The organism is Chromobacterium sp. Beijing (assembly GCF_021496765.1).
In the GTDB taxonomy this organism is placed as follows: domain Bacteria; phylum Pseudomonadota; class Gammaproteobacteria; order Burkholderiales; family Chromobacteriaceae; genus Chromobacterium.
This window is the reverse complement of the sequence record NZ_CP053750.1, coordinates 2,714,603-2,736,340: the sequence shown is the minus strand read 5'-3', so window position 1 is coordinate 2,736,340 and position 21,738 is coordinate 2,714,603. Positions and strand designations below refer to the sequence as shown.

Genomic DNA, 21,738 nt, shown 5'->3' with positions numbered 1-21,738 from the left:
CCATGAAAATACAGCGCTTTGACGGGAGGCAGGGTGGGGCGCGCCGGATTTTGTTAAACTTGAGGTTTTTACCGATGCTGACGATTCCCGTGGCAAAGACGGGACAGCGGTGACGATAAGCGAGCAATGGATGCAGGTGGTTGAAAAAAGCGTGTTGGTGGCGCATACGCCGGCGCAGATGTTTGCGCTGGTGGACGATATCGAGCATTACAGCCGGTTCCTGCCCTGGTGCGGCAAGGCCGAGGTGTTGTCGCGCGAGGGCGATCAGGTGGTGGCCAGCCTGCACATCGATTACCTGAAGGTGAAGCAGCACTTCACCACCCGCAACACCAATCAAGCGGACGAGGCCATCCTGATGGAACTGGTGGACGGGCCGTTCGAGCATTTGGAAGGGCGCTGGCACTTCAAGCCCTTGGGCGAGATTGGCTGCAAAGTGGAGTTCCGTCTCAGCTACCAGTTTTCCAGCAAGATTTTGGAGATGATCATCGGGCCGGTGTTCGGCCATATTTCCGGCACCCTGGTGGACGCCTTCATCAAGGAAGCCGACAAGGTGTACGGCGATGACTGAGCTGATGCAGGTGGAAGTGGTGTTGGCCTTGCCCGAGCGTCAGGAGCTGGTGGTCTTGCAGGTGGCGGCGGGAACGACCGCGCGCCAGGCGGCGGAGTTGTCGGGTTTGCTGGCGCGCTTCCCGCAACTGGAGACGGAGAGCCTGAAGCTGGGCGTCTTCGGCAAGGCGGTCAAGGACGACGCGCCGTTGCGCGAGCACGATAGGGTGGAGATTTACCGGCCCTTGATCGCGGACCCCAAGACGGTGAGGCGGCAGCGCGCCGAGGCGGGAAAACAGATGAAAAAAGGCGGCGGGCACTAGCCGCCGCCGAGAGGATGTCTAAGAACCTGTTTACGATCTGCTGCGCGTCGGCGATACGGCGTTGAAAATCACTTCGAAATGCTCATGTACTGTGTGTGCGCTCCGCTTTCTCAGCGGTTTTCGCCTTGTCTCACCTTAGCTCGCGAGATCGTAAACACGTTCTAAACGCGGTTTATAGCTGCGGCGCCATCAGCGACGGCGGCTGCTCCTCCGCCGAGTGCACGCGGTTCTTGCCGTTGAGCTTGGCTTGGTACATGGCCTGGTCGGCGCGCTCCAGCACGTCGGCCTCTTGCTCGCCCAAATGCCATTTGGCCACGCCGGCGCTGAAGGTGATCAGCAGGCGGTCGTTGTTGGCCAGGAAGAAGGTTTTAGTCAGTTCGCGCTGCAGCCGCTGCACGGTGGCGACGGCTTCGTCTTCCGGCGTGTCCGGCATCAGGATCACGAACTCCTCGCCGCCGAAGCGGGCGACGATGTCGGCCGGACGCAGGCTGTGCTTGATGGTGTCCACCAGGTATTTCAGCGCGTCGTCGCCGGCCAGGTGGCCGTATTTATCGTTCAGCTGCTTGAAGTTGTCCACGTCGAGCAGGGCGACGGACAGCGGCGCGCCGGTGCGCTCGGCGCGACTGATTTCGCGCTGGAAATGTTCGGCCAGGCCGCGGCGGTTGAAGGCTCCGGTCAACTGGTCTTCGCGCACCTTGGCGCTGGCGGCCTCCAGCGCGCCTTCCAGTTCGGCGATTCTTTGTTCGGCGGCTTCCACCTGTTCCTTGGCGGACAGCAGTTCGTCGCGGGAGCGGGTCAGGTCCAGTTGCATCAGCGAGGTGTCTTCCATCAGGGAGCCGATGATGCTGCCCAGTTCCTCTACGTTCTGCGACTGTTTGATGCGGGTGCTGTGGTCCTTGATCTTGTTCTGGAAGTCGTCGGTGCTGTCCGTCATCATCGCCAGACGCGAGATGAAACGGTCCAGCAAGGAGCGCAGCGAGCTGGCCGCCTCGTCCAGCGAGGTTTTCAATTGGCCTTGCTTGCGGATCACGTCCTTGAGGCTGGACTCCATCTGATAGACCTGCTGCATGGACAGCGGCTCGTGGCTGAGGATGTCCTGCAGCGAGTGCACCTGGCCCACCAGATAGGTGTCCGAGTGATTAAGCTCGGCGATGTTTTCCAGCAGCAGGCGCAGCAGATTGGTCATCGCCGACACCAGGCGGTCGTCCTGCTGCGATTGCAGTTCCAGCTTGATCATGAACGCCCGCAGCTTGGGCATGTAGGCGTTGAGCGCGGCGTCGTCGGCCACTTGATTCAGTTCGCCCAGCAGCGCTTCCAGCGCGTCCACCAATTCCGGATAGTTGATCAGCCGCGGTTCCAGGCCGTGCTTGAGCGCGAAGCTCAGCGTGCGCTGCCAGGCAAGCCAGCTGTCGCTGGGGACGTCGGCGTCGTCGTCGGGGCTGCTTGCGGGAGCGGAGGCATCGGGGAGGGCAGCGCCGTTGCCGTTGGACGACGGCGCGGACTGGGTCCAGTTCTGGATCAGCGTGGCCAGCTTCTGGTTCAATTCGTCGGGCTGGTTGCCGTAATTGATCAGCACCCGTTCCAGCGTGGATTGCTTGTGGTGCTGAGGCATATTGGGCAAGCGCAGGTCCCAATTGCGGATCAGGTTCTGGATCAGCGTGCCCCAGCTGTGCTGCTGTTGGCTGGCGCTGAGCGAGGCGCGCAAAAAGTCTATGATCAGTTGCGGGGCTTGTTCCCAGCGGTTTTCATCGCAGACTTGTTTCAGGCGGGTGAGCGTGACTTTGGCCTGCACGCTTTCTTGAGGCAGCGTTTCCAATGCGCGCAGCAACAGCACCGCAAGCTTGTTGTCGCGGTCGACCGGCGTTTGCGTCAGCTCGTGATAAACCCGCTCAAAGTTTTCCGGTGTCGGCAACAGCTTGCGCACCGTCAGCTGTTTGAGCGTTTCTCGTGCGACTTCGATGGGGTTTTGTGTTGTCATTGCCCAAACCTTGGACTTTTTTAGACCGGACGTCATTCTTGTTGTCTGTTCAGCTCTACAGTGCGGTCCGGGCGGATATTTAGCGAGGCGTTGGCTTCACCGGATCCAGCAATTGGAAAAATACTTCACCATTCCGAATCATGCCAAGTTCATTGCGGGCTCTCTCCTCAATGGCGTCCGTCCCCTGTTTCAAATCTCGCACTTCCGCGTCCAGCGCGGCGTTGCGGGCCACCAGCTTTTGGGTGGTCGCCCGCTGTTCCTGTAGTTGCTTGTCCAGCTGCCAGACTCTGAGCCAGCTACCTTTGCCAAACCACAACGGCCATTGCAGGGCCAGTATTACTGTCACCAGAGTCAGGGTCAGCCAGCGCATACGATTACTTCAGGTGGTAAAAGGCAGCTTTGCCCGGATAGTAGGCAGCGTCGCCCAGCTCTTCTTCGATGCGCAGCAACTGATTGTATTTAGCCATGCGGTCGGAGCGGGACAGCGAGCCGGTCTTGATCTGCATGCAGTTGGTGGCAACGGCCAGATCCGCGATGGTGCTGTCTTCGGTTTCGCCGGAGCGATGACTCATAACGCTGGTATAGCGGGAACGCTTGGCGAGATCAACCGCTTTCAGCGTTTCCGACAGCGTGCCGATCTGATTGACCTTGACCAGCAGCGAGTTGGCGAGGCCGCCTTCGATGCCCTTGGCCAGGATCTTGGGGTTGGTGACGAACAGATCGTCGCCGACGATCTGCACGCGGGCGCCCAGGCGTTCGGTCAGCAGTTTCCAGCCGTCCCAGTCGTGCTCGCTCATGCCGTCCTCGATGGAGAGGATGGGGTAGTGGTTGACCAGGGTTTCCAGGTAGTCGGTGAACTGTTCGGAAGTGAGCTGCAGGCCTTCGGCGGTCAGATGGTATTTGCCGTCTTTGTAGAACTCGGAGGAGGCGCAGTCCAGCGCCAGCATCACGTCCTGGCCGGCCACGTAGCCGGCGGCGTCGATGGCTTCCAGAATCAGCTTGATCGCGTCTTCGTGGCTGTTCAGATTGGGCGCGAAGCCGCCTTCGTCGCCCACGGTGGTGGCGTAGCCTTTCTGGTCGCAGATCTTCTTCAGGCTGTGGAAGATTTCCGCGCCGCAGCGCAGCGCTTCGCGGAAGGTTTGCGCGCCCACCGGCATGATCATGAATTCCTGGATGTCCAGGGTGTTGTTGGCGTGCGCGCCGCCGTTGATCACGTTCATCATCGGCACCGGCAGGGCCATCGGGCCGGCGCCGCCCAGGTAGCGGTACAGCGGCAGGCCGGCGTCTTCGGCGGCGGCGCGGGCCACGGCCATGGACACGGCCAAGAGCGCGTTGGCGCCGAGGCGGGATTTGGTTTCGGTGCCGTCCAGCTCGATCAGGGTCTTGTCGATGAAGGCCTGGTCGCTGGCGTCGAGGCCGATGATGGCTTCGCAGATTTCGGTGTTGATGTTTTCCACCGCCTTCAACACGCCCTTGCCCAGATAGCGGCTTTTATCGCCGTCGCGCAGTTCCAGCGCTTCTTTTTCGCCGGTGGAGGCGCCGCTGGGCACCGCGGCGCGGCCCATGACGCCGGACTCCAGCAATACGTCTGCTTCCACGGTCGGATTGCCGCGCGAATCCAGAATCTCACGAGCTACCACATCGATGATCGAACTCATTTACATTTCCTTCAAAGGCTGGTTGTGTTCGGGCGGAGGGCAAGCAACCGGCCGGAGCCGGTTGCGATCTGCGCCTGCCGGTTTACAGGGTGTGTTCCGGCCAGGGATTGTGCTTGACCAAGTCGTCCAGCGCCTTGAGCGTGGTCAGCAGTTCCTTCATGCGCGGCAAAGGCCAGGCGTTGGGGCCGTCTGACATTGCGCAGGCCGGGTCCGGATGGGTTTCCATGAAGATGCCGGCGATGCCGGAAGCCACTGCGGCGCGCGCCAGCACCGGCACGAATTCGCGCTGGCCGCCGGAGGAGGTGCCTTGGCCGCCGGGCAGCTGCACCGAGTGAGTGGCGTCGTAGACCACTGGGCACTGGGTGTCGCGCATGATCATCAGCGAACGCATGTCGGATACAAGGTTGTTGTAGCCGAAGGAGACGCCGCGTTCGCAGGCCATGAAGCTGTCCGGCTCGAGGTTGGCTTCCTGCGCGGCGGCGCGGGCCTTGTCGATGACGTTCTTCATGTCGCCCGGGGCCAGGAACTGGCCCTTCTTGATGTTCACCGGCTTGCCGCATTGGGCGACGGCGCGGATGAAGTCGGTCTGGCGGCACAGGAAGGCCGGCGTTTGCAGCACGTCGACCACGCTGGCCACTTGCACGATTTCGTTCTCGCTGTGCACGTCGGTCAGCACCGGCACGCCGATCTGGCGTTTCACTTCCGAGAGGATGCGCAGGCCTTCATCGATGCCGAAGCCGCGGAAGGAGGAACCGGAGGAGCGGTTGGCCTTGTCGTAGCTCGACTTGTAGATGAAGTTGATGCCCAGCTCGGCGGTGATCTCCTTGAGCTGGCCGGCGGTGTCCAGCGCCATCTGTTCGCTCTCGATCACGCAGGGGCCTGCGATCAGGAACAGCGGCTGGTTGAGGCCGACTTCGAATCCGCACAGTTTCATGCCTTGGGTCCTTGCTTGTCCGCTTGGTATTGCAGCGCCGCCTTCACGTAGGAGATGAACAGCGGATGGCCGTCGCGCGGAGTCGAGGTGAATTCCGGGTGGAACTGGCAGGCGAAGAACCAGCGGTGATTGGCCAGTTCTATGGTTTCGACCAGCTTCTCATGACCGGCGGAGCGGCCGCTGATGGCCAGGCCGGCCTGTTCCAGACGCGGAATGTAGTAGTTGTTGACTTCGTAGCGGTGGCGATGACGCTCTACGATCTCGCCGGCGCCGTAGATTTTCGCCGCCAGAGAGCCCGGCTCCAGATCGCACTGCTGGCCGCCCAGGCGCATGGTGCCGCCCAGATTGGAGTTTTCGTCGCGCTTTTCCACCTTGCCGTCGTGGTTGACCCACTCGTCGATCAAGGCCACCACTGGGAAGTTAGTGTCGAGGTCGAATTCGGTGGAGTTGGCGCCGGCCATGCCGGCCACGTCGCGAGCGTATTCGATCAGCGCGATTTGCATGCCCAGGCAGATGCCCATATAGGGGATGTCGTTCTCGCGAGCGAACTTGACCGCCTTGATCTTGCCTTCCACGCCGCGCTTGCCGAAGCCGCCCGGCACCAGGATGGCGTCCATGTCCTTCAGGGAGTCGGCGCCGTCGCGCTCGATTTCCTCGGAGTCCACGTAGATGATGTTGACGTTGGTGCGGGTATGGATGCCGGCGTGCTTCAGCGCTTCGGTCAGCGACTTGTAGGACTCGGTCAGATCGACGTATTTGCCGACCATGGCGATGTTGATGCTGTGGTCCGGGTGCTCGATCGCGTCGATGATGCGGCCCCACACCGACAGATCCGCCTTGGGCAGGTCCAGTTGCAGTTGCTCGGCGATGATGTCGTCGATGCCCTGGTTGTGGAGCATGGCCGGCACTTTGTAGATGGAGTCGGAGTCGTAACAGCCGATGACGGCGTTTTCTTCCACATTGCAGAACAGCGCGATCTTGCGCTTTTCGTCTTCCGGCAGTTCGCGGTCCATCCGGCACAGCAGCACGTCCGGCTGAATGCCGATCTCGCGCAGTTCTTTCACCGAGTGCTGGGTCGGCTTGGTCTTGATCTCGCCGGCGGTGGCGATGTAGGGCACGTAGGACAGGTGCACGTACAGGGTGTTCTTGCGGCCCAGGTTGGAGCGCATCTGGCGGATGGCTTCCAGGAAGGGCAGCGATTCGATATCGCCCACGGTGCCGCCGATCTCGACGATGGCGACGTCGGCGTCGGCCGCGCCTTCATGCATCTTCAGCTTGATTTCGTCGGTGATGTGCGGGATCACTTGCACGGTGCCGCCCAGGTAGTCGCCGCGGCGCTCCTTGGTGATCACGGACTCGTACACCTGGCCGGTGGTGAAGTTGTTGCTTTTCTTCATCTTCGCGTGGATGAAGCGCTCGTAGTGGCCCAGATCGAGGTCGGTTTCCGCGCCGTCTTCGGTGACGAACACCTCGCCGTGCTGGAACGGGCTCATGGTGCCCGGATCAACGTTGATGTAGGGATCGAGCTTCAGCATGGTGACTTTCAGCCCGCGAGACTCGAGGATGGCGGCGATGGACGCAGCGGCAATGCCCTTACCCAGGGAGGACACCACACCGCCGGTTACGAAGATGTACTTGGTCATGAGATTACGGCTCTATGGGAATCCGGGATTCTACCCTGAAATCGTTGCGATTTGAATCGCTTCGAACCATGTTGTTGCAAGTCGCGCCGCCGTCCCCGAGCGCGGCCGGCCAGACGCGTTTCGCTGCTTGGCAAAGAAGTGCTCGCATCTCTGTGGCGAATACGGTACAATTGCCGCCGACTGTTTCATACACGATCGCGCCCATGCTGCAAAAGGGTGCGTTTTCTGCTTGAGTGTCTGGCTTTGTCTATGATATAAAGCCAGCTTTTACCGGTTTTGGGAGTGTTCAACATGGCGCGTGTTTGCAAAGTCACCGGCAAGCGTCCGATGACCGGGAACAATGTTTCCCACGCCAACAATAAGACTAAACGTCGTTTTCTGCCTAACCTGCAATATCGCAAGTTCTGGGTTGAGAGCGAAAACCGCTGGGTGCGTCTGCGCGTATCCAACGCGGCACTGCGTACCATCGACAAAGTTGGCATCGATGTAGTGCTGGCTGATCTGCGCGCTCGCGGCGAGATCTGATTGCGGTCAACCAGAAAGCTACTGAGGTAATAACACATGCGCGATAAAATCAAGCTTGAGTCCACTGCTGGCACCGGCCACTTCTACACGACTACGAAGAACAAGCGTACGATGCCGGAAAAAATGGAGATCAAAAAATTTGATCCCGTTGCTCGCAAACACGTTCTGTACAAAGAAACCAAGCTGAAATAAGCCGGTTTCCGCGGGAACGCGAAAGCAAAGAGCCCTTCTCTGGTGCACGGAGAAGGGTTTTTTTCTTTATGGTTCGGCACTAAAAAACCCCGCCAAGCATGCTTGGCGGGGTTTTTGCGTTTAATCGGCGCTGAGGCGGCCAAAGGTTTTTTTGGCGAACACCAGATCTTGCCAGGCCTTGAGTTTGTCCGGCTGGTTGCGCAGCAGGTAGGCCGGGTGGTAGCTGACGATCAGGGGAATGTCCTGATAGCTGTGCAGTTTGCCGCGTAATTGGCCGATGCCCTTTTCCGTTTGCAGCAGGGTCTGGGCGGCGAAGCGGCCGAGCGCCAGGATCAGCGTGGGCTGGATATGGCGGATCTGCTGGATCAGATAGCTCTGGCAGGCGGCGATTTCGTCGCCGCCGGGATTGCGGTTGCCGGGCGGACGGCATTTGAGCACGTTGGCGATATACACGTCGCGGTCGCGATCCAGTCCGGTGGCGGTCAGCATATTGTCCAGCAACTGGCCGGCTCGGCCGACGAAAGGCTGGCCTTGCCTGTCCTCCTGCTCGCCCGGCGCTTCGCCGATCAATAGCCAGCGCGCCTGTCGGTTGCCTCGGCCGAAAACGGTTTGGGTGCGGGTTTGGCACAGCCGGCAGTCGCGGCAGTCGCGCACCGCGCGTTCCAGCGCGTCCCATTCCAGCAGAGGCAGGACTTCGGGCGCGGGGGAGGCGATCGGAGGGGGCTCGGCGGAGAGCGGAGGGGGCTCGGCGGAGAGCGGAGGGAGCTTGGCGGAGGGCTGCGCGGCGACGAGCGTCGTCGGTTCGGGCTGCGAGACAATGTCCGGCCGCGGCGGAGCCGGGGGCTCCACGGGCGCCAAGTCGACGTCGGCCGGCGCTTCCGCTTGGCGGCTCAGCGCCGCCGGGTGTTGTTCGAACCAGCCGGGGCGCGCTTCCCAGGCGGGGCCCAGTCCGATGACGCTTTGAATCAGCACGGCGCGGCTCATAGGTCGGTCTCCATCAGGATGGCGTCTTCGCGGCCGTCGGCACAGGGGTAGTAGTTCTTGCGTCGGCCGTTTTCAATAAAGCCCTGGCTTGAGTACAGGGCGCGGGCGACGGCGTTGCCGGCCCGCACTTCCAGAAACAGGCGTCGCGCGCCGGCGGCGGCCAGAGCGGCGCTCAGTTCCCGCAGCAGCCGCTTGCCCAAGCCCTGGCCCTGCCATTGCGGATCCATCACGATATTGAGCAGTTCCGCCTCGTCCAGCACGCTCTGGGTGACGGCGAAGCCTTGCAGGCGCCCAGCGGCGAACAGGCCGTGGAATTGGTGGCCGCAGCGCACGGAGTCTTGGTATTGAGCTGCGGACCAGCCGTGAGCACAGGCGCGGCTCTCCAGCTCGGCGAGTTGAGCGGCGTCGTCGGGCAGGAAGGCGCGATAGACGGAACTCATTTTTGGCGTGCCTGCTGTTGTTCCTGCGCGGTCAGGGCGACTTTATTGCGCACATACAGCAGCTCCGCTTCGCGCGGATGGGTTTGCGGATAGCGGCCGCTGCGCGCCAGCGGGAAGTAGGCGAGGGCGTTGGGCTGCAGATCCGCGCGCACAACGGCGTCGCCGGCGCTTTCTTGCAGGACGGGGTAGCGTTCGAAGCCGTCGCCGGCGCCGATGACGGCGCGTTCCGGCCATTGGACGGCTTCCGGCGCGCCGACGCTGATCGGGCCGAGGCGTTCCGGTTCGCCGTTGTCGGCGACGCGGTAGCCGGCGCTGTAGACCTGCTGCATTCTGGCGTCGAGACAGACCAGCACGGTGCCGGCGCCGGCTTGCTGCGCGATATTGTCCAGCGTGGGAATGGCGATGACCGGAATGCCGGCGGAGAAAGTCAGGCCCTGGGCCAGACCGCAAGCGATGCGCAAGCCGGTGAAGGAGCCGGGGCCCTGGCCGAAGGCGATGGCGTCGAGTTGCTCCAGCCGCAGTTCCGCCTGTTCCAGCAGGCGAGCCAGTTCCGGCAGCGCGCGTTCGGCGTGCTTCTGCTCGACTTTCTCGTGGAAGGAGAAAATGCGCGAACCGTTGTCAACGGCTAGGGATAGAAACGAGGTGGAGCAATCAATGGCAAGCAATTTCATCGGGGAATTCGGTCTCAAGCTTAAGAGCGTGCTGCAAGACTGCGAATTATAAGCCGAGTTCTTCCACCCAGGCGAGCGCGGAGACATGCGCCTGGTTGAACTGCTCGCTGCTGAGGTTCAGTTGGGCGCAGAGTTCCGGCACGCCGGTCAGTTGTCCGTCTTCGCAGGCTTTGACCAGCTTGAGGAAGCGGCTCATCGTGCCTTTCTCGTGCAACAGGGCCTCGGTGATGGCTTCGGGCAGCTGTAGATGCTCGATGATGTTGGCCATCGGCATGTCGAACAGCACGTCCAGCAGGCTGAACATGCCGATGATGAACAGATTGTCGCAGGTGTCGTGACGCTCGCCGTGGGCCTTGCCCAGCAGCTCCATGAAGCGGCCGCGGGTGACCGCGGTTTTTTGCAGCGCCGGCGGCGCATGCCCTTCGTCGGAGGCGGTGACCAGCAGCAGGGTCAGCCAGCGGTAGAGCTTTTGATAGCCCAGCACGGTGACCGCATGGGAGAAGGAACTGATGCTGGTGTTCAGGCCGGCCGCGGCGGAGTTGACGTAGCGCAGCAGCTTGTAGGACAAGGCCAGGTCGCGTTTGAGGACCTGCTCGACGTCGCGGATGTCGGCGTCCAGGCGCAGCAGGTTCAAGAGCTCCAGGGTGTTGCGGAAGGAGGGGTGGATGACCTTGGCGGACAGGGTTTCCGGCTGGGCGAAGTAAAAGCCCTGGAAGCCGTCCATGCCCAGCTCTTTGCACAGATGGAACTGAGCGTGGGTTTCCACGCGTTCGGCGATGCGGATCACCGGATAGCTGCGCAGCCGCGACGCCAGCATCTGGAAGCGGTTAGTGTCCTGATGCTGGATGTCCAGCTTGACGTAGTTGGCCAGCTCCAGAAAGGCCGCCGCCGGCGACTCGAAGCTGAAGTCGTCCAGAGAAATGCCGAAGCCCAGCGAACGCAGGTGCCGCGCGCGCGACAGCAGTTCGTTGGAGGGTACGATGCGGGGCGAGATGTCGAGAATGACGCGGCGCGGCGGCAGCAGTTCAAGGAACTCGCTGCTGAGCATGGCTTCGCCGATATTGATGAAGGCCAGCTTGCTGCCGATCAGCCAGCTGGTGCCCATATTGTTGAGCGTGTTGACCAGCACCTGGGTATCGGCTTGCAGTTCGGTATGCTTGCCGACGCCGGAGGCCTCGCCGCTGGGACGAAAAAGCAGCTCATAGCCAATGAGCTGCTGGTTGCGGTTGAGAACGGCCTGCCTGCCTATGAAGGCGCTCGTCGAGGTCATTGTCCCGGTATGCCTTTGCTCAGGTGGCGATCAGGTCCGCGGATCGGGTGACGGTGTTGCTGGCCTCGCTGGAGGTGAGCAGGTCTTCCATGTCCAGCACCAGCACGACGGAACCGTCGCCGGACAGGGTGGCGCCGGCCACGCCTTTCGGGCGGATGTTCTGCAGCGGCTTGATCACCACGTCGTCGCGGCCGACGAAGGAGTCGATCGCCAAGATGAAGGATTTTTCCGCGGACTGCATCAGCACGCCGAAGTAAGGCTTTTGCGTCGGCTCCCAGCCCAGCAGGCCGGCCAGGGTTTTCAGCGGCAGGATTTCGTCGCGCACCACGATGGTGGGCTTGCCGGAGACTTCCTGGATCGCGCTCGGGTCGATGGTGATGATTTCGCGCACCATCGCCAGCGGCACGGCGAACGGCTGGTTGCAGGCGCGCACCACCAGCACCGGCAGGATGGCGAGGGTCAGCGGCAGCGAGATGCTGATGCGGGTGCCTTCGCCCTGCACCGAGTTGATGTCGATGCGGCCGTTCAGTTTCTGGATATTGGTGCGCACCACGTCCATGCCCACGCCGCGGCCGGACACGCTGGAAATTTGATCCTTGGTGGAGAAGCCGGGCAGGAAGATCAGCTGCAAGCATTGCTTCTCATCCAGCGTGTTGGCGCTTTCCTGGTCGATCAGGCCTTTTTCGATGGCCTTGCGACGCAGCGCGTCGGCGTTCATGCCTTTGCCGTCGTCGGTGATCTCGATCAGGATGTGGTCGCCCACCTGTTCGGCGGTCAGCTGCACCAGCGCCTGCGGCTTCTTGCCGGCGGCGATGCGCTCTTCAGGCTGTTCGATGCCGTGGTCGACGGCGTTGCGCACCAAGTGGACCAGCGGATCGTTCAAGTCCTCGATCATGGTCTTGTCCAGCTCGGTCTCTTCGCCGGACAGCACCAGTTCGACTTCCTTGCCCAATTGGCGGGCGAGGTCGCGAGCCAAGCGCGGGTATTTCTGGAACAGGCGGCCGATCGGCTGCATGCGGGTTTTCATCACCGCGTTCTGCAGGTCGCCGACCAGCAGGTCCAGCTGGCTGATCGCCTCGTCCAGCGAGCGCAGGGTATTGGTGTCGCGGTTGCCTTGCAGGATTTCCGTGCGCAGCGTGGTCAGACGGTTCTTGGTCAGGCCGATTTCGCCGGACAGGTTGAGCACCATGTCGAGACGCACGGTGTCGATGCGGATGGTGTTTTCCTGAGGGCCGCTGCTGCTGGGCGCGCTGGCCGCCGGTTTGCTCGGAGCCGGCTTGGCCGCCGGTTTGGGAGCAGGCGCAGCGGCAACCGGGGCCGGAGGCGCCGCCGCCGCTTGGGGCGCGGGCGCCGCCGCAGGGCCGGAGGCGCCGCCGGGGGTGACGGCTTGATAGAGCTGATTCCAGTCCGGGCCTTGACCGTTGCTTGCGGGCTGCGGCGCGGCCGCAGCGGGCGCCGGCGTTGCAACCGGAGCGGGAGCTGCCGCTGGGGCCGGTTCGGCCGCCGCGGGCTCTTCGGACAGCGTCTCGCCCGCCAGCGCGGCGTCCAAGGCCGCCAGGATGCGCGGGTCGGCTTCGCTGGGCATCAGGCCCTGGCCCATGGTGCCGAACATATCGCGCACGATGCCGGTGGCGTCAAGAATCACGTCCATGATGCCGGCGGTGATGTGCAGCTGGCCGTTGCGGAGTTTGTCGAACAGGTTTTCGGTGCGATGGCATAGATTGATCATCGGGCCGACATTGAGAAAGCCCGCGCCGCCCTTGATGGTGTGGAAGCCTCTGAAAATGTCGTTCAGCAGCGCTTTGTCTTCCGGGCGCTTTTCCAGTTCGACCAGTTTATTGTCTACATCGGAAAGGAGGTCCGTAGACTCCATCAAGAAGTCTTGCAGCAGCTCTTCCATGCCGGCGAATTCGCTCATTTTCCACTCCCGCCACGCCTTGCTCGCGTGCTCTGTTCTGCGTGTTGTTCGTTAGAAGCCCAGGCTTTCCAGCAGGTCGTCGACCTGTTGCTGGCTGCTGACCACGTCGGTGCGGCCTTCCGGATTGATGACCGGGCCATTCAGCAGATTGGTGCCCATGCCCAATTCTTCTTTTTTCGCCTCCGGCGAAAATTCGATCAGGAAGTTGACCAGCTCGCTTTCCAGCAGTTGGACCATGCCCATCATCTTCTTGATGACCTGGCCGGTCAGATCCTGAAAGTCCTGGGCCATGACGATTTCCAGCAATTGGGTGCTGGTCGCCTGGGTCTGGGCCGGCACTTCATTTAAGTAGCCGCGCGTGTCGGCCGCAAGTTGTTGGAACTCTTCCACGCTCAACAGATTGGCGTACAGCCGTTCCCAGCGCGAGGACAGCTCCAGCGCCTTGCTTTCCAGCTGGTCCTGATACGGCTTGGCCAGATCCGTGGCGTTGAGCACGCGTTCGGCCGAATTTTCCGTCAGGGTGGCGATGTAAGTCAGCCTGTCCTTGGCGTCCGGAATCGCGTCCGCCATTTTTCCCAGGGATTTGTCGTAGCCTAGATCGCGTAGCGCATCATGCATTTTGCGGGTTAACTGACCAATTTGTTCATACATCGAGGTAGGGCTGCCGGCGGTTCCGGCGGGCTGGGACGCTGCGACGGCTTCGGGCGCGGCGGCTTCAGGCGGCGCGGCCTCGCTTTGCTGCGTCGCAATGCTGTCGAACAGAGCTTCAAGATCCGGGTTGTCCCCGCTCTCCAGGATGTGATTGGACACGATAAATCCTCCTCAATACTGACGCAGACCGTTTTTTTTCGGCACTCAGGCTGGTTTATTCAGGTTTTGGAAGATCTTGTTCATTTTTTCTTCCATGGTGGCGGCAGTGAAGGGTTTCACGATGTAACCGCTGGCTCCGGCCATGGCCGCTTCGATGATGTTTTCCCGTTTGGCTTCCGCGGTGATCATCATGAAGGGCAAGTGCTTGAGCTGGGCGTCGGCGCGGACTGCCTTGAGCAGTTCGATGCCGGTCATATTGGGCATGTTCCAGTCGGAAACGATGAAGTCGAAGTGCTGGGTTTTCAGCTTATGCAGCGCAACCATGCCGTCTTCGGCTTCGTCGACGTTGGTGAATCCTAGCTCTTTCAAAAGGTTGCGCACGATTCTCCGCATGGTGGAGAAATCGTCTACGACTAGGAAGCGAATATTCTTGTCTGCCATTGAGGTGTGTCCTGATTTATCTGAAATTCATCGAGCCGCATATTGTAGCGACTACCTCTGCAGGAATGGAATCAAAGTTTCGGCCAGCACGCCGGGGTCGAACTTGGCGACATAGGCGTCCACGCCCACGCTGGAGCCCATCGCGCGGTTGGCGTTGGAGGACAGCGAGGAGTGCATCACGACCGGAATGCCGCGGAAACGCTGATCGGACTTGATCAGCTTGGTCAGCACATAGCCGTCCATTTCCGGCATTTCGGCGTCCACGAGGATGATTTTCAGGTGGTCGTGCAGGCACTCGTCCTCGCCGAAATTGCGGCCGGCCAGGGTCTGCAGCCGGTCCCAGGCTTCGCGGCCGTTGGTGGCTTGCTGAAATTTGATGCCCATCTTCTCCAGCACGCCGGTGATTTCCTTGCGGGCGACGACCGAGTCGTCGACGAAGAAGAGGTATTGGTCGTTTTCCAGCTGGGCGGTGGGCACGTCCGGCAGGCGGGGCTCGCCGACCACGCTGGCCAGGATCTGCTCCACGTCCAGGATGGATACCAGCTTGCCGTTTTCCAGTTCGGTGATCGCGGTGATCAGGTTCTGGTTGGTGCCGCTCGCCGCCATCATGTTTTCCGGCGCGCGCACCTTGTCCCAGTCCACGCGGATGATGCGGTCCACAGAGTCGACCAGGAAGGCCTGGGTGCTCTTGTTGAACTCGGTGACGATCATGGTTTCGTAGCTGCGGGTTTGATCGGCGCCGATGAACTTGCCAAGCGAGATGACCGGGATGATATTGCCGCGCAGCGACAGCACGCCTTCCACGCCAAACGGCATGTTCGGGGTTTTGGTGATGGCGGGGGTCTGCGACACCTCGCGCACTTTGAAAACGTTAATGCCGAAGGTTTCCCGCGTTCCAAGCGAAAACAGCAGAATCTCCATTTTGTTGGAACCCGCCAGTTTGGTCCTGGCGTCAACGGTTGCAAGCAAGGAGGCGTCTGTGGCTGCCATATCTGTCCCTCTCCCTTAATGCTTTTGCTTACTTGATCTTTAGTCTTTGGGTTCCAGATTCAGCATCTGGCGCAGTTTCATCGACAGCTTCTGCGGTTCGAATTTGGCGACGTAGGAATCCACGCCGACCGATTCGCCCAGCTTCTGATTCGAGGAACCGGAAAGGGAGGAGTGCATCAACACCGGAATGCCGTTGAAACGCGGATCGCTCTTGATCATCTTGGTCAGCATATAGCCGTCCATTTCCGGCATTTCCACGTCGGTCAGCACCAAGTGCAGCGAATCCGACAGCTTCTTGCCGGCCAGATCGGCCTGATTGGCCATTTTCTGCAATTCTTCCCATCCGCGCATGCCGTTGATGGCGGAGGTGTACTGGATGTTCATCACTTCCAGCGTGCGTTCGATCTGCTTGCGCGCCACGGCAGAGTCGTCGGCGAAGAAGATCCGGCGCGGTTCCTTGACCGGCTCGATGCCGAGGAAGGTGTGGCCGTCGTCGACGATGGTGGTTTCCGCCAGCACTTTTTCCACGTCCATCATCATCACCAGCGTGCCGTTGTCCAGCTCGGTCACGGCCGTCACCAGCCCGGCCATGCGGTTGGTGATCATTTCCGGCGGCACGCGCATCGCGGACCAGTCCAGACGCAGGATGGTGTCCACCGCCTCCACCAGGAAGCCCTGGGTGTGGGCGTTGTACTCGGTGACGATCATGATTTCCGGCTTGTTGCTGGTCACCACGCCGGTGTATTTAGCCAGGTCGATGACCGGCACCAGCGCGCCGCGCAGGCTGACCATGCCTTCCACCGAGGAGGGCATTTCAGGCGCGGAAGTGATTTCCGGCGTGCGCATGACCTCGCGCACCTTGAACACGTTGATCCCGAAGATTTCCTTGCGCCCCGTGCGCTGATCCTGGCCCAACGAGAACAGCAGGATTTCCAGCTTGTTGGTGCCGGCCAGTTTCGTCCTGGCGTCGATTTTTTTGAGAAGCTCTGACACAGAAACCTCCGCTGCATTCTTTTGAAGTGGCGTACTACTACCCTTTATACGCCAGATATCGGTTTTGCCCGGTTTTTTTTGCTGAGCTGCATGCCAGATAACAGCTTGGCTCAGCGATACCCATTCATTATCATACTGTTTAAGTGGTTTTTACAAATAACTCGCAAGCGATTCGGCATATGGTTTCAAGCCTCAAAGATCAGCAGCAACTGGAAGCCGCTTTCGAGCAATTCAATGCGGTGTCCGGCCAACTCATTGATGCGTATAGACAACTTGAGAGCCAGGTGACAGTTCTCAACGCGCAGCTGGACGAAGCCAATAATCAGCTGCGCAAACAGCGCGATGAGAACGCAATGCTGGCCGAGCGCCTGGGTTTGCTGCTGGAGGCGCTGCCCGCGGGCGTGGTGCAAGTCTCGGCCGAAGGCGCGGTCACGGCGGTGAATCCGGCCGCCAGCCGGATGCTAAATGGCTGTTCTGTCGGCGCTTTATGGCGGGACATGCTGGCGGGGCTGCAGCGTTCGGAACTGGACGACACCTATTGCCATCGGCATGGCGAGCCGGGTCTGGTGTTGACCATGCAATGCCAGGATCTGCCGTCTGTCGGAGGACAGATTGTGCTTATTCACGATGTATCGCGTTTGCATCAATTGACCGGAGAATTGGCGCGTCAGCAGAAGTTGGCGTCCATGGGCGGCATGGCGGCGGCATTGGCGCACCAGCTGCGCACGCCGCTGGCCACGGCGATGCTGTATACGGCCAATCTGAAGCAGGATATCCCGCGGGCGGAGGATCGCGCGCGCTTCGTCGACAAGAGCCTGGCCCGGATGCGGGCGCTGGAGAGCTTGATCCAGAACATGCTGAGTTTTGTCCGCGGCCAGGTGACGACGCTGGAGCCTTTGGATCTGGAGGGGCTGCTGGAGGATTTGCGCGCCGTCATGCAACCACAATGTCATGAAAAAGGCGTGCTTTTTGATTGCAATGTGGTGGTGTCATCTGCCATAAAGGTTTTGGTGGACCGCAAAGCGTTGCAGGGGCCTTGGTGAATCTCTTGGAGAATGCCTGGCACTTTTCAGGAAGCGGCGATGTGGTGCGGCTATCGGTGGAGGAAGGCGAGACGGCCTTGCTGTTTCGGGTGGAGGACTCGGGTCCCGGATTCAACCCGGAGGAGCTGGAGAAGATGTTCGAGCCCTTTTTCACCACCCGCCCCGGCGGCACCGGCCTGGGCTTGGCCATCGTCAAGAAAGTGGTGGACGAACTGGGCGGGCAAGTGCGTTGTTTCAACAAGGGGGAGGGCGGGGCCTGTTTCGAGCTCAGCCTTCCGATGATGCAATCGTGATGGATGTGCCGTTTATTCAGAAGAAAGCAGAGGACGCCGCATGAGACCCATTGTCAAAGTCGAGGGCAGAGTTGGAAAGATGATCCTGATCGGGCAATTCGACTTCAACTTGCATCGGGAATTCCGGCAGGCCAGCCAGGAGCTGCTGGACAATCCGGAGGTGCAGGAGATCGAGATCGATTTCGATCAGGTGCCCTTCCTGGACAGTTCCGCGCTGGGCATGCTGTTGTTGCTGAAGGAGCGCGCGGCGGGGCAGAAGAAGAGCATGACCTTGATCAATTGCCGCGAGGCGGTGATGCAGGTGTTCGAAATCGCCTGCTTCAACAAGATGTTCACCATTAAGTAAGTTCAAGCATTGGAGCGTCTGTGCGCATCCGGGCCTGGTTGTCCGCTGATGCCGAGGCACGGGTTCGTGGCGATCCTTGGTTGTCGGCGCTGGATTGGTGGTTTTGCGGTGGCGCCGACTTCGCGGTGGGCGGCAAGCAGGATCTTTGGCTGACGAATCTGGCGGACGCTCCGGCCGAGCTGTTCGAGCAGTGGGAGGGCGACAAGCCCTTGTGGGTGTTTTCCTCGGGGCGCGCGGCGCCCTGGCTGGCCACGCCCAGTATTCATTTTCTGCGCGGCGACTTCGACGCGGACTTGCTGCGCAGCCGCCTGCTGGCCTGGCATTGGCAGCAACATGCGCTCTGCCCGCGCTTGTTCGGCGCGGCGGCGTTCGACATCATCAACGGCGCCATGTCCCTGTACCGTCCGTCGGGACAGGCGTCGGGCCGCGTGTTTCCCCTGGAGGTGTCGGTCAAGCCGGTGGACGCGGTGGGCGGCGACGTGGTGCTGCGCGCGGATTTGCCGGAGCGGACCTTGCTGATCCTGGGCGACGCGTCCGGCCACGGCCAGGGTTCGGCGCTGGACGCCGCGCTGTTGGCGCTGGGCGCGTCGCGGGTGCTGCTGGAGCAGCCTCTGTCCTTGTCCGCCCTGCGGGAGCTCAACGCTTTCATGCATAGCCATGTGGCCGATGGACGCTACGTCGGCAGCGCTTTGCTGGAGATCGATTGGGCCGCCCGAATGGTGAGGCTGGTCAACGCCGGCATGCCGGACATTCTGTTGTTCCTGTCCACCAGGCTGGAACAGCGCTTTTCTTCCATGTGCAGTCCGCTGGGCCTGCGAGCCGACATCGAACCGCTGGAGCCACTGGCGCTGCCCTGGGCGGAAGGCCAGCACTTCCTGGCGCACAGCGACGGCATGGAGGAGTCGGATCTGCCGTATCTGCTGTCGCGTTTGCTGCGCTTGTCCAGCATTTCCTCGACCGACGGTTTCGGCTATGGCCCCTTGCCGTCAATTCCGCTAGGCTTCAGCAGCCCATACAATGACGACATGTCGTCGCTGGCTTTCGCCGTGCCGTCGTTGGCGCCGCCGCGGCCGGCTTGAAGAATGTCCATTGGCCGCGTGCGCCGGTTCCGCGCGGATTCCGGCTTGAATCGGCGGGCTTTTTAGTTGATCAATCATTAATATCTGCGCGAATTTCAGCGCTTGGGCGAATCGACCGTCTCGCCGCCGCGGCGCGAGACGACGAGCGAGCAAGGTAAAGAATGGGAAACGGACCCGGCGCGGACTGCGTCGGACGAGCGGCGGGCGGTTTCCTGAAACGGGGATGTTATGCACAAAAAAATACTGACGGTTGACGATTCCGCTTCGATTCGACAGATGGTGTCGTTCACCTTGAAAAGCGCCGGCTACGAGGTGGTGGAGGCCGGGGACGGCAACGCCGGCCTGGCCAAGGCGCAGGGTGGGCAGTTCAATCTGGTGCTGACCGACCAGAACATGCCGGGCATGGACGGGCTGACCTTGATCCGCTCCTTGCGCAAGCTGCCGGCGTATACGACGACGCCTATCCTGATGCTGACCACGGAGTCCAGCGATCAGATGAAGGCGCTTGGCCGCGCGGCCGGCGCCACCGGCTGGCTGGTCAAGCCTTTTGATCCGCAGAAGCTGCTGGATGTGGTCAAGCGCGTGATCGGCTGAATCGGCTGATCTTGGGCACGGCGAGGAGCGAGCTTTTGGCAATCGACATGTCGCAGTTTCATCAAGTGTTTTTTGATGAGGCGGATGAACACTTGTCCAGCATGGAGAGCCTGCTGCTGGGCATGGACCAGTCCTGTCCGCAGCAGGAGGATTTGCATGCGGTGTTCCGCGCCGCGCATTCGATCAAGGGCGGCGCCGCCACCTTCGGTTTCGCCGATATGGCGGATCTGACCCATGTGCTCGAAGGTTTGCTGGACGAGGTGAGGCGCGGCGCGCGCGCCTTGAGTTCGGATCTGGTGGATTTGGTGCTGCGGGCCAAGGACGTGCTGTACGGGATGCTGGCGGCGCACAAGGGCAAGGGCGAGGCCGACGCGGCGCTGGCCGGCGAACTCAAGGCGCAGCTGGAGGCGCTGGCCGTCGCGCCGGCGGAGGCCGCGACGCGGCGGGCGACGCCGGAGGAGACGCGGCACTGGACGCTGTACCTGGAAATCGACGTGGTGGACGGCGTCGATATCGACGCCTTGCTGGAGTCGCTGGCCGAGCACGGGGACTTGAGCGTGGTGCAGCACGGCGAGGACGCCGACAAGTTGCCCTGGGTGGCGGTGTTCACCTCGCCGCTGGACGCCGCCGAGGTGGCGGAGTCGCTGGCCTTCGCCTTGCCGCAGGACAGCTTCCGCATCAACGTCGATCATGGGGTGGAGGAGGAGGGCAGCTTCGGGCTGTTTCTCGAGGCGGCGCCGGAGCCGGACGCTTCGGTCTGGCTGGAGGGCGACGGCTTCGGCCTGTTCGAGCCGCCGCCTGCCGAGACGGCACCGCAGGACGAGGCGCCAGCCTTGGACCCCGACGCGGCCAAGCCGGCGGCGCGCGGCGGCGCGGTGGGCGAGAATTCGATCCGGGTCAATATCGACAAGGTGGATTTGCTGCTCAACCTGGTGGGAGAGCTGGTGATCACCCAGTCCATGTTGACGCAGTCCGGCGCGGGTCTGGACCCGGTGGCGCACGAGCGCCTGCTAGGCGGCATCGGCGCCTTGCAGCGCAACGCGCGGGAGTTGCAGGAGGCGGTGATGTCCATCCGGATGACGCCGATCGCCTTCGTGTTCAACCGCTTCCCGCGCGTGGTGCGCGATCTGGCCGGCCGTCTGGGCAAGAAGGTGGAGCTCACGATGATGGGCGAGGGCACCGAGCTGGACAAGGGCTTCATCGAGAAGCTGTCCGATCCGCTGACTCACCTGGTGCGCAACAGCCTGGACCACGGCATCGAGGCCCCGGAAGCGCGGCAGGCGGCCGGCAAGGACCCGGTGGGACGGCTGACGCTGCGCGCCTTCCATCAGGGCAGCAATATCGTCATCGAAGTCAGCGATGATGGCGCCGGGCTGAACCGGGAGCGGATTTTGGCCAAGGCGCGGCAAGGCGGTTTGGCGGCGCCGGCCTCGCTTTGCGACGCCGAGGTGTGGAATCTGATTTTCGAAGCCGGCTTCTCCACCGCCGCCGAGGTGACCGAAGTGTCCGGCCGCGGCGTGGGCATGGACGTGGTCAAGCGCAACATTCAGAGCATGGGCGGCCGGGTGGAGATCGACTCCATGGCCGGCATCGGCACCACCATCAGCATTCATCTGCCGCTGACGCTGGCGATCATGGACGGCATGTCGGTGCGCATCGGCGCGGAAACCTATGTGATGCCCTTGGGCGCGGTATTGGAGTCCTTGCAGCCGGCGCCGAGCGAAATCAAGACAGTGGCCGCTCGCGGCCAGGTGGTGGCCATCCGCGGCGAGTACCTGCCGATTGTGCCGCTGGGCCGGTTTTTCTCCATTCCGGACGCGAGGCGGACGCCGAGCGAGGCCATTCTGGTGATCGTGGAGGCCGGTAATAGCCGGCTGGCGCTGCTGGTGGACGACCTGATCGGCCAGCAGCAGTTCGTGGTGAAGAATCTGGAAACCAATTACCGCAAGGTGGACGGCATTTCCGGCGCCACGATCCTGGGCGACGGTCAGGTGGCCATGATCTTGGACATCGCCGCGATTGCGCGGCACAACCAGCGTATGGCGCTGGACGCATGAAACAACAAGG

The 21,738-nt window shown here is 61.7% G+C and carries 24 protein-coding genes; 10 read left to right on the top strand and 14 right to left on the bottom strand.

From position 1 onward, the window contains the following. Positions 1–130: 130 nt before the first annotated feature. Complete coding sequence (locus HQN78_RS12615) at positions 131–568, top strand: type II toxin-antitoxin system RatA family toxin (RefSeq protein ID WP_107798323.1); 438 nt, start codon at positions 131–133, stop codon at positions 566–568. A 1-nt stretch (position 569) separates the two neighbouring features. Continuing rightward, positions 570–869 (top strand): RnfH family protein, encoded by a 300-nt coding sequence (locus HQN78_RS12610; protein WP_235089797.1) that lies wholly within the window; start codon positions 570–572, stop codon positions 867–869. A gap of 172 nt (positions 870–1,041) precedes the next feature. Here the strand turns inward: HQN78_RS12610 and HQN78_RS12605 are convergent, their stop codons facing one another. The 5 genes from HQN78_RS12605 to HQN78_RS12585 form a co-directional block, all read right to left on the bottom strand. After that, positions 1,042–2,847, bottom strand: a complete 1,806-nt coding sequence (locus HQN78_RS12605) for a GGDEF domain-containing protein (RefSeq protein ID WP_107798325.1) — start codon at positions 2,845–2,847, stop codon at positions 1,042–1,044. A 79-nt stretch (positions 2,848–2,926) separates the two neighbouring features. After that, positions 2,927–3,217, bottom strand: coding sequence for a cell division protein FtsB (gene ftsB, locus HQN78_RS12600; protein WP_019103546.1), 291 nt, complete (start codon positions 3,215–3,217; stop codon positions 2,927–2,929). Positions 3,218–3,221: 4 nt separating this feature from the next. Further along, the gene (gene eno / locus HQN78_RS12595) at positions 3,222–4,505 is read right to left on the bottom strand and encodes a phosphopyruvate hydratase (protein ID WP_107798326.1); all 1,284 of its coding nucleotides are present in this window, start codon (positions 4,503–4,505) and stop codon (positions 3,222–3,224) included. An 82-nt stretch (positions 4,506–4,587) separates the two neighbouring features. Beyond that, positions 4,588–5,439, bottom strand: coding sequence for a 3-deoxy-8-phosphooctulonate synthase (gene kdsA / locus HQN78_RS12590; protein WP_235084166.1), 852 nt, complete (start codon positions 5,437–5,439; stop codon positions 4,588–4,590). Then, positions 5,436–7,082 (bottom strand): CTP synthase, encoded by a 1,647-nt coding sequence (locus HQN78_RS12585; RefSeq protein ID WP_107798328.1) that lies wholly within the window; start codon positions 7,080–7,082, stop codon positions 5,436–5,438. The genes kdsA and HQN78_RS12585 overlap by 4 nt, the downstream gene beginning before the upstream one ends. Before the next feature lie 291 nt (positions 7,083–7,373). Here HQN78_RS12585 and rpmB point away from each other — a divergent pair, with 291 nt between their 5' ends. Beyond that, the gene (gene rpmB / locus HQN78_RS12580; protein ID WP_011137003.1) at positions 7,374–7,607 is read left to right on the top strand and encodes a 50S ribosomal protein L28; all 234 of its coding nucleotides are present in this window, start codon (positions 7,374–7,376) and stop codon (positions 7,605–7,607) included. Between the two features lie 36 nt (positions 7,608–7,643). Next, positions 7,644–7,799 carry a 50S ribosomal protein L33 gene (gene rpmG, locus HQN78_RS12575; RefSeq protein WP_017506994.1) on the top strand — a complete coding sequence of 52 codons (156 nt, stop codon included), beginning with the start codon at positions 7,644–7,646 and terminating at the stop codon, positions 7,797–7,799. A 120-nt stretch (positions 7,800–7,919) separates the two neighbouring features. On the opposite strand, the gene HQN78_RS12570 is transcribed toward rpmG, so the two are convergent. Genes HQN78_RS12570 through HQN78_RS12530 form a run of 9 tightly spaced genes read right to left on the bottom strand, consistent with a single transcriptional unit; the run spans position 7,920 to position 16,316 of the window. Further along, entirely contained in the window at positions 7,920–8,783 is an 864-nt protein-coding gene (locus HQN78_RS12570; RefSeq protein ID WP_235084165.1) for a uracil-DNA glycosylase family protein, read from the bottom strand. Continuing rightward, complete coding sequence (gene rimI / locus HQN78_RS12565) at positions 8,780–9,223, bottom strand: ribosomal protein S18-alanine N-acetyltransferase (protein ID WP_107798330.1); 444 nt, start codon at positions 9,221–9,223, stop codon at positions 8,780–8,782. The genes HQN78_RS12570 and rimI overlap by 4 nt, the downstream gene beginning before the upstream one ends. Beyond that, positions 9,220–9,894, bottom strand: a complete 675-nt coding sequence (gene tsaB, locus HQN78_RS12560) for a tRNA (adenosine(37)-N6)-threonylcarbamoyltransferase complex dimerization subunit type 1 TsaB (protein ID WP_235084164.1) — start codon at positions 9,892–9,894, stop codon at positions 9,220–9,222. Before tsaB ends, rimI begins: the two co-directional genes overlap by 4 nt. Before the next feature lie 46 nt (positions 9,895–9,940). Beyond that, positions 9,941–11,164, bottom strand: coding sequence for an EAL and HDOD domain-containing protein (locus HQN78_RS12555; RefSeq protein ID WP_048415010.1), 1,224 nt, complete (start codon positions 11,162–11,164; stop codon positions 9,941–9,943). A 19-nt stretch (positions 11,165–11,183) separates the two neighbouring features. Continuing rightward, a complete protein-coding gene (locus HQN78_RS12550) occupies positions 11,184–13,082 on the bottom strand; it encodes a chemotaxis protein CheA (protein WP_235084163.1) in 1,899 nt (632 codons plus the stop codon). A 51-nt stretch (positions 13,083–13,133) separates the two neighbouring features. Further along, complete coding sequence (cheZ, locus tag HQN78_RS12545) at positions 13,134–13,892, bottom strand: protein phosphatase CheZ (RefSeq protein ID WP_235084162.1); 759 nt, start codon at positions 13,890–13,892, stop codon at positions 13,134–13,136. Positions 13,893–13,937: 45 nt separating this feature from the next. After that, positions 13,938–14,333 (bottom strand): chemotaxis response regulator CheY, encoded by a 396-nt coding sequence (cheY, locus tag HQN78_RS12540; protein WP_048410525.1) that lies wholly within the window; start codon positions 14,331–14,333, stop codon positions 13,938–13,940. 51 nt (positions 14,334–14,384) lie between these two features. Then, positions 14,385–15,323, bottom strand: a complete 939-nt coding sequence (locus HQN78_RS12535; RefSeq protein WP_107798334.1) for a chemotaxis protein — start codon at positions 15,321–15,323, stop codon at positions 14,385–14,387. A gap of 39 nt (positions 15,324–15,362) precedes the next feature. Further along, positions 15,363–16,316, bottom strand: a complete 954-nt coding sequence (locus tag HQN78_RS12530; RefSeq protein WP_081546080.1) for a chemotaxis protein — start codon at positions 16,314–16,316, stop codon at positions 15,363–15,365. A 239-nt stretch (positions 16,317–16,555) separates the two neighbouring features. Here HQN78_RS12530 and HQN78_RS12525 point away from each other — a divergent pair, with 239 nt between their 5' ends. The 6 genes from HQN78_RS12525 to HQN78_RS12500 all read left to right on the top strand — a co-directional run bounded on the left by HQN78_RS12525 (position 16,556) and on the right by HQN78_RS12500 (position 21,728). Beyond that, complete coding sequence (locus HQN78_RS12525; RefSeq protein ID WP_235084161.1) at positions 16,556–17,359, top strand: histidine kinase dimerization/phospho-acceptor domain-containing protein; 804 nt, start codon at positions 16,556–16,558, stop codon at positions 17,357–17,359. After that, positions 17,356–17,652: an ATP-binding protein gene (locus tag HQN78_RS12520; RefSeq protein WP_235084160.1), complete on the top strand. Its 297-nt coding sequence runs from the start codon at positions 17,356–17,358 to the stop codon at positions 17,650–17,652. The genes HQN78_RS12525 and HQN78_RS12520 overlap by 4 nt, the downstream gene beginning before the upstream one ends. A gap of 40 nt (positions 17,653–17,692) precedes the next feature. Further along, on the top strand, positions 17,693–17,998 hold the full coding sequence (locus tag HQN78_RS12515) for an STAS domain-containing protein (RefSeq protein ID WP_039754785.1): 306 nt from the start codon (positions 17,693–17,695) through the stop codon (positions 17,996–17,998). Between the two features lie 80 nt (positions 17,999–18,078). Next, positions 18,079–19,077, top strand: coding sequence for a SpoIIE family protein phosphatase (locus HQN78_RS12510; protein ID WP_235084159.1), 999 nt, complete (start codon positions 18,079–18,081; stop codon positions 19,075–19,077). Between the two features lie 228 nt (positions 19,078–19,305). After that, entirely contained in the window at positions 19,306–19,671 is a 366-nt protein-coding gene (locus tag HQN78_RS12505; protein ID WP_043635932.1) for a response regulator, read from the top strand. Positions 19,672–19,718: 47 nt separating this feature from the next. Beyond that, a complete protein-coding gene (locus tag HQN78_RS12500) occupies positions 19,719–21,728 on the top strand; it encodes a chemotaxis protein CheW (RefSeq protein ID WP_235084158.1) in 2,010 nt (669 codons plus the stop codon). The last annotated feature ends 10 nt before the right edge of the window (positions 21,729–21,738 follow it).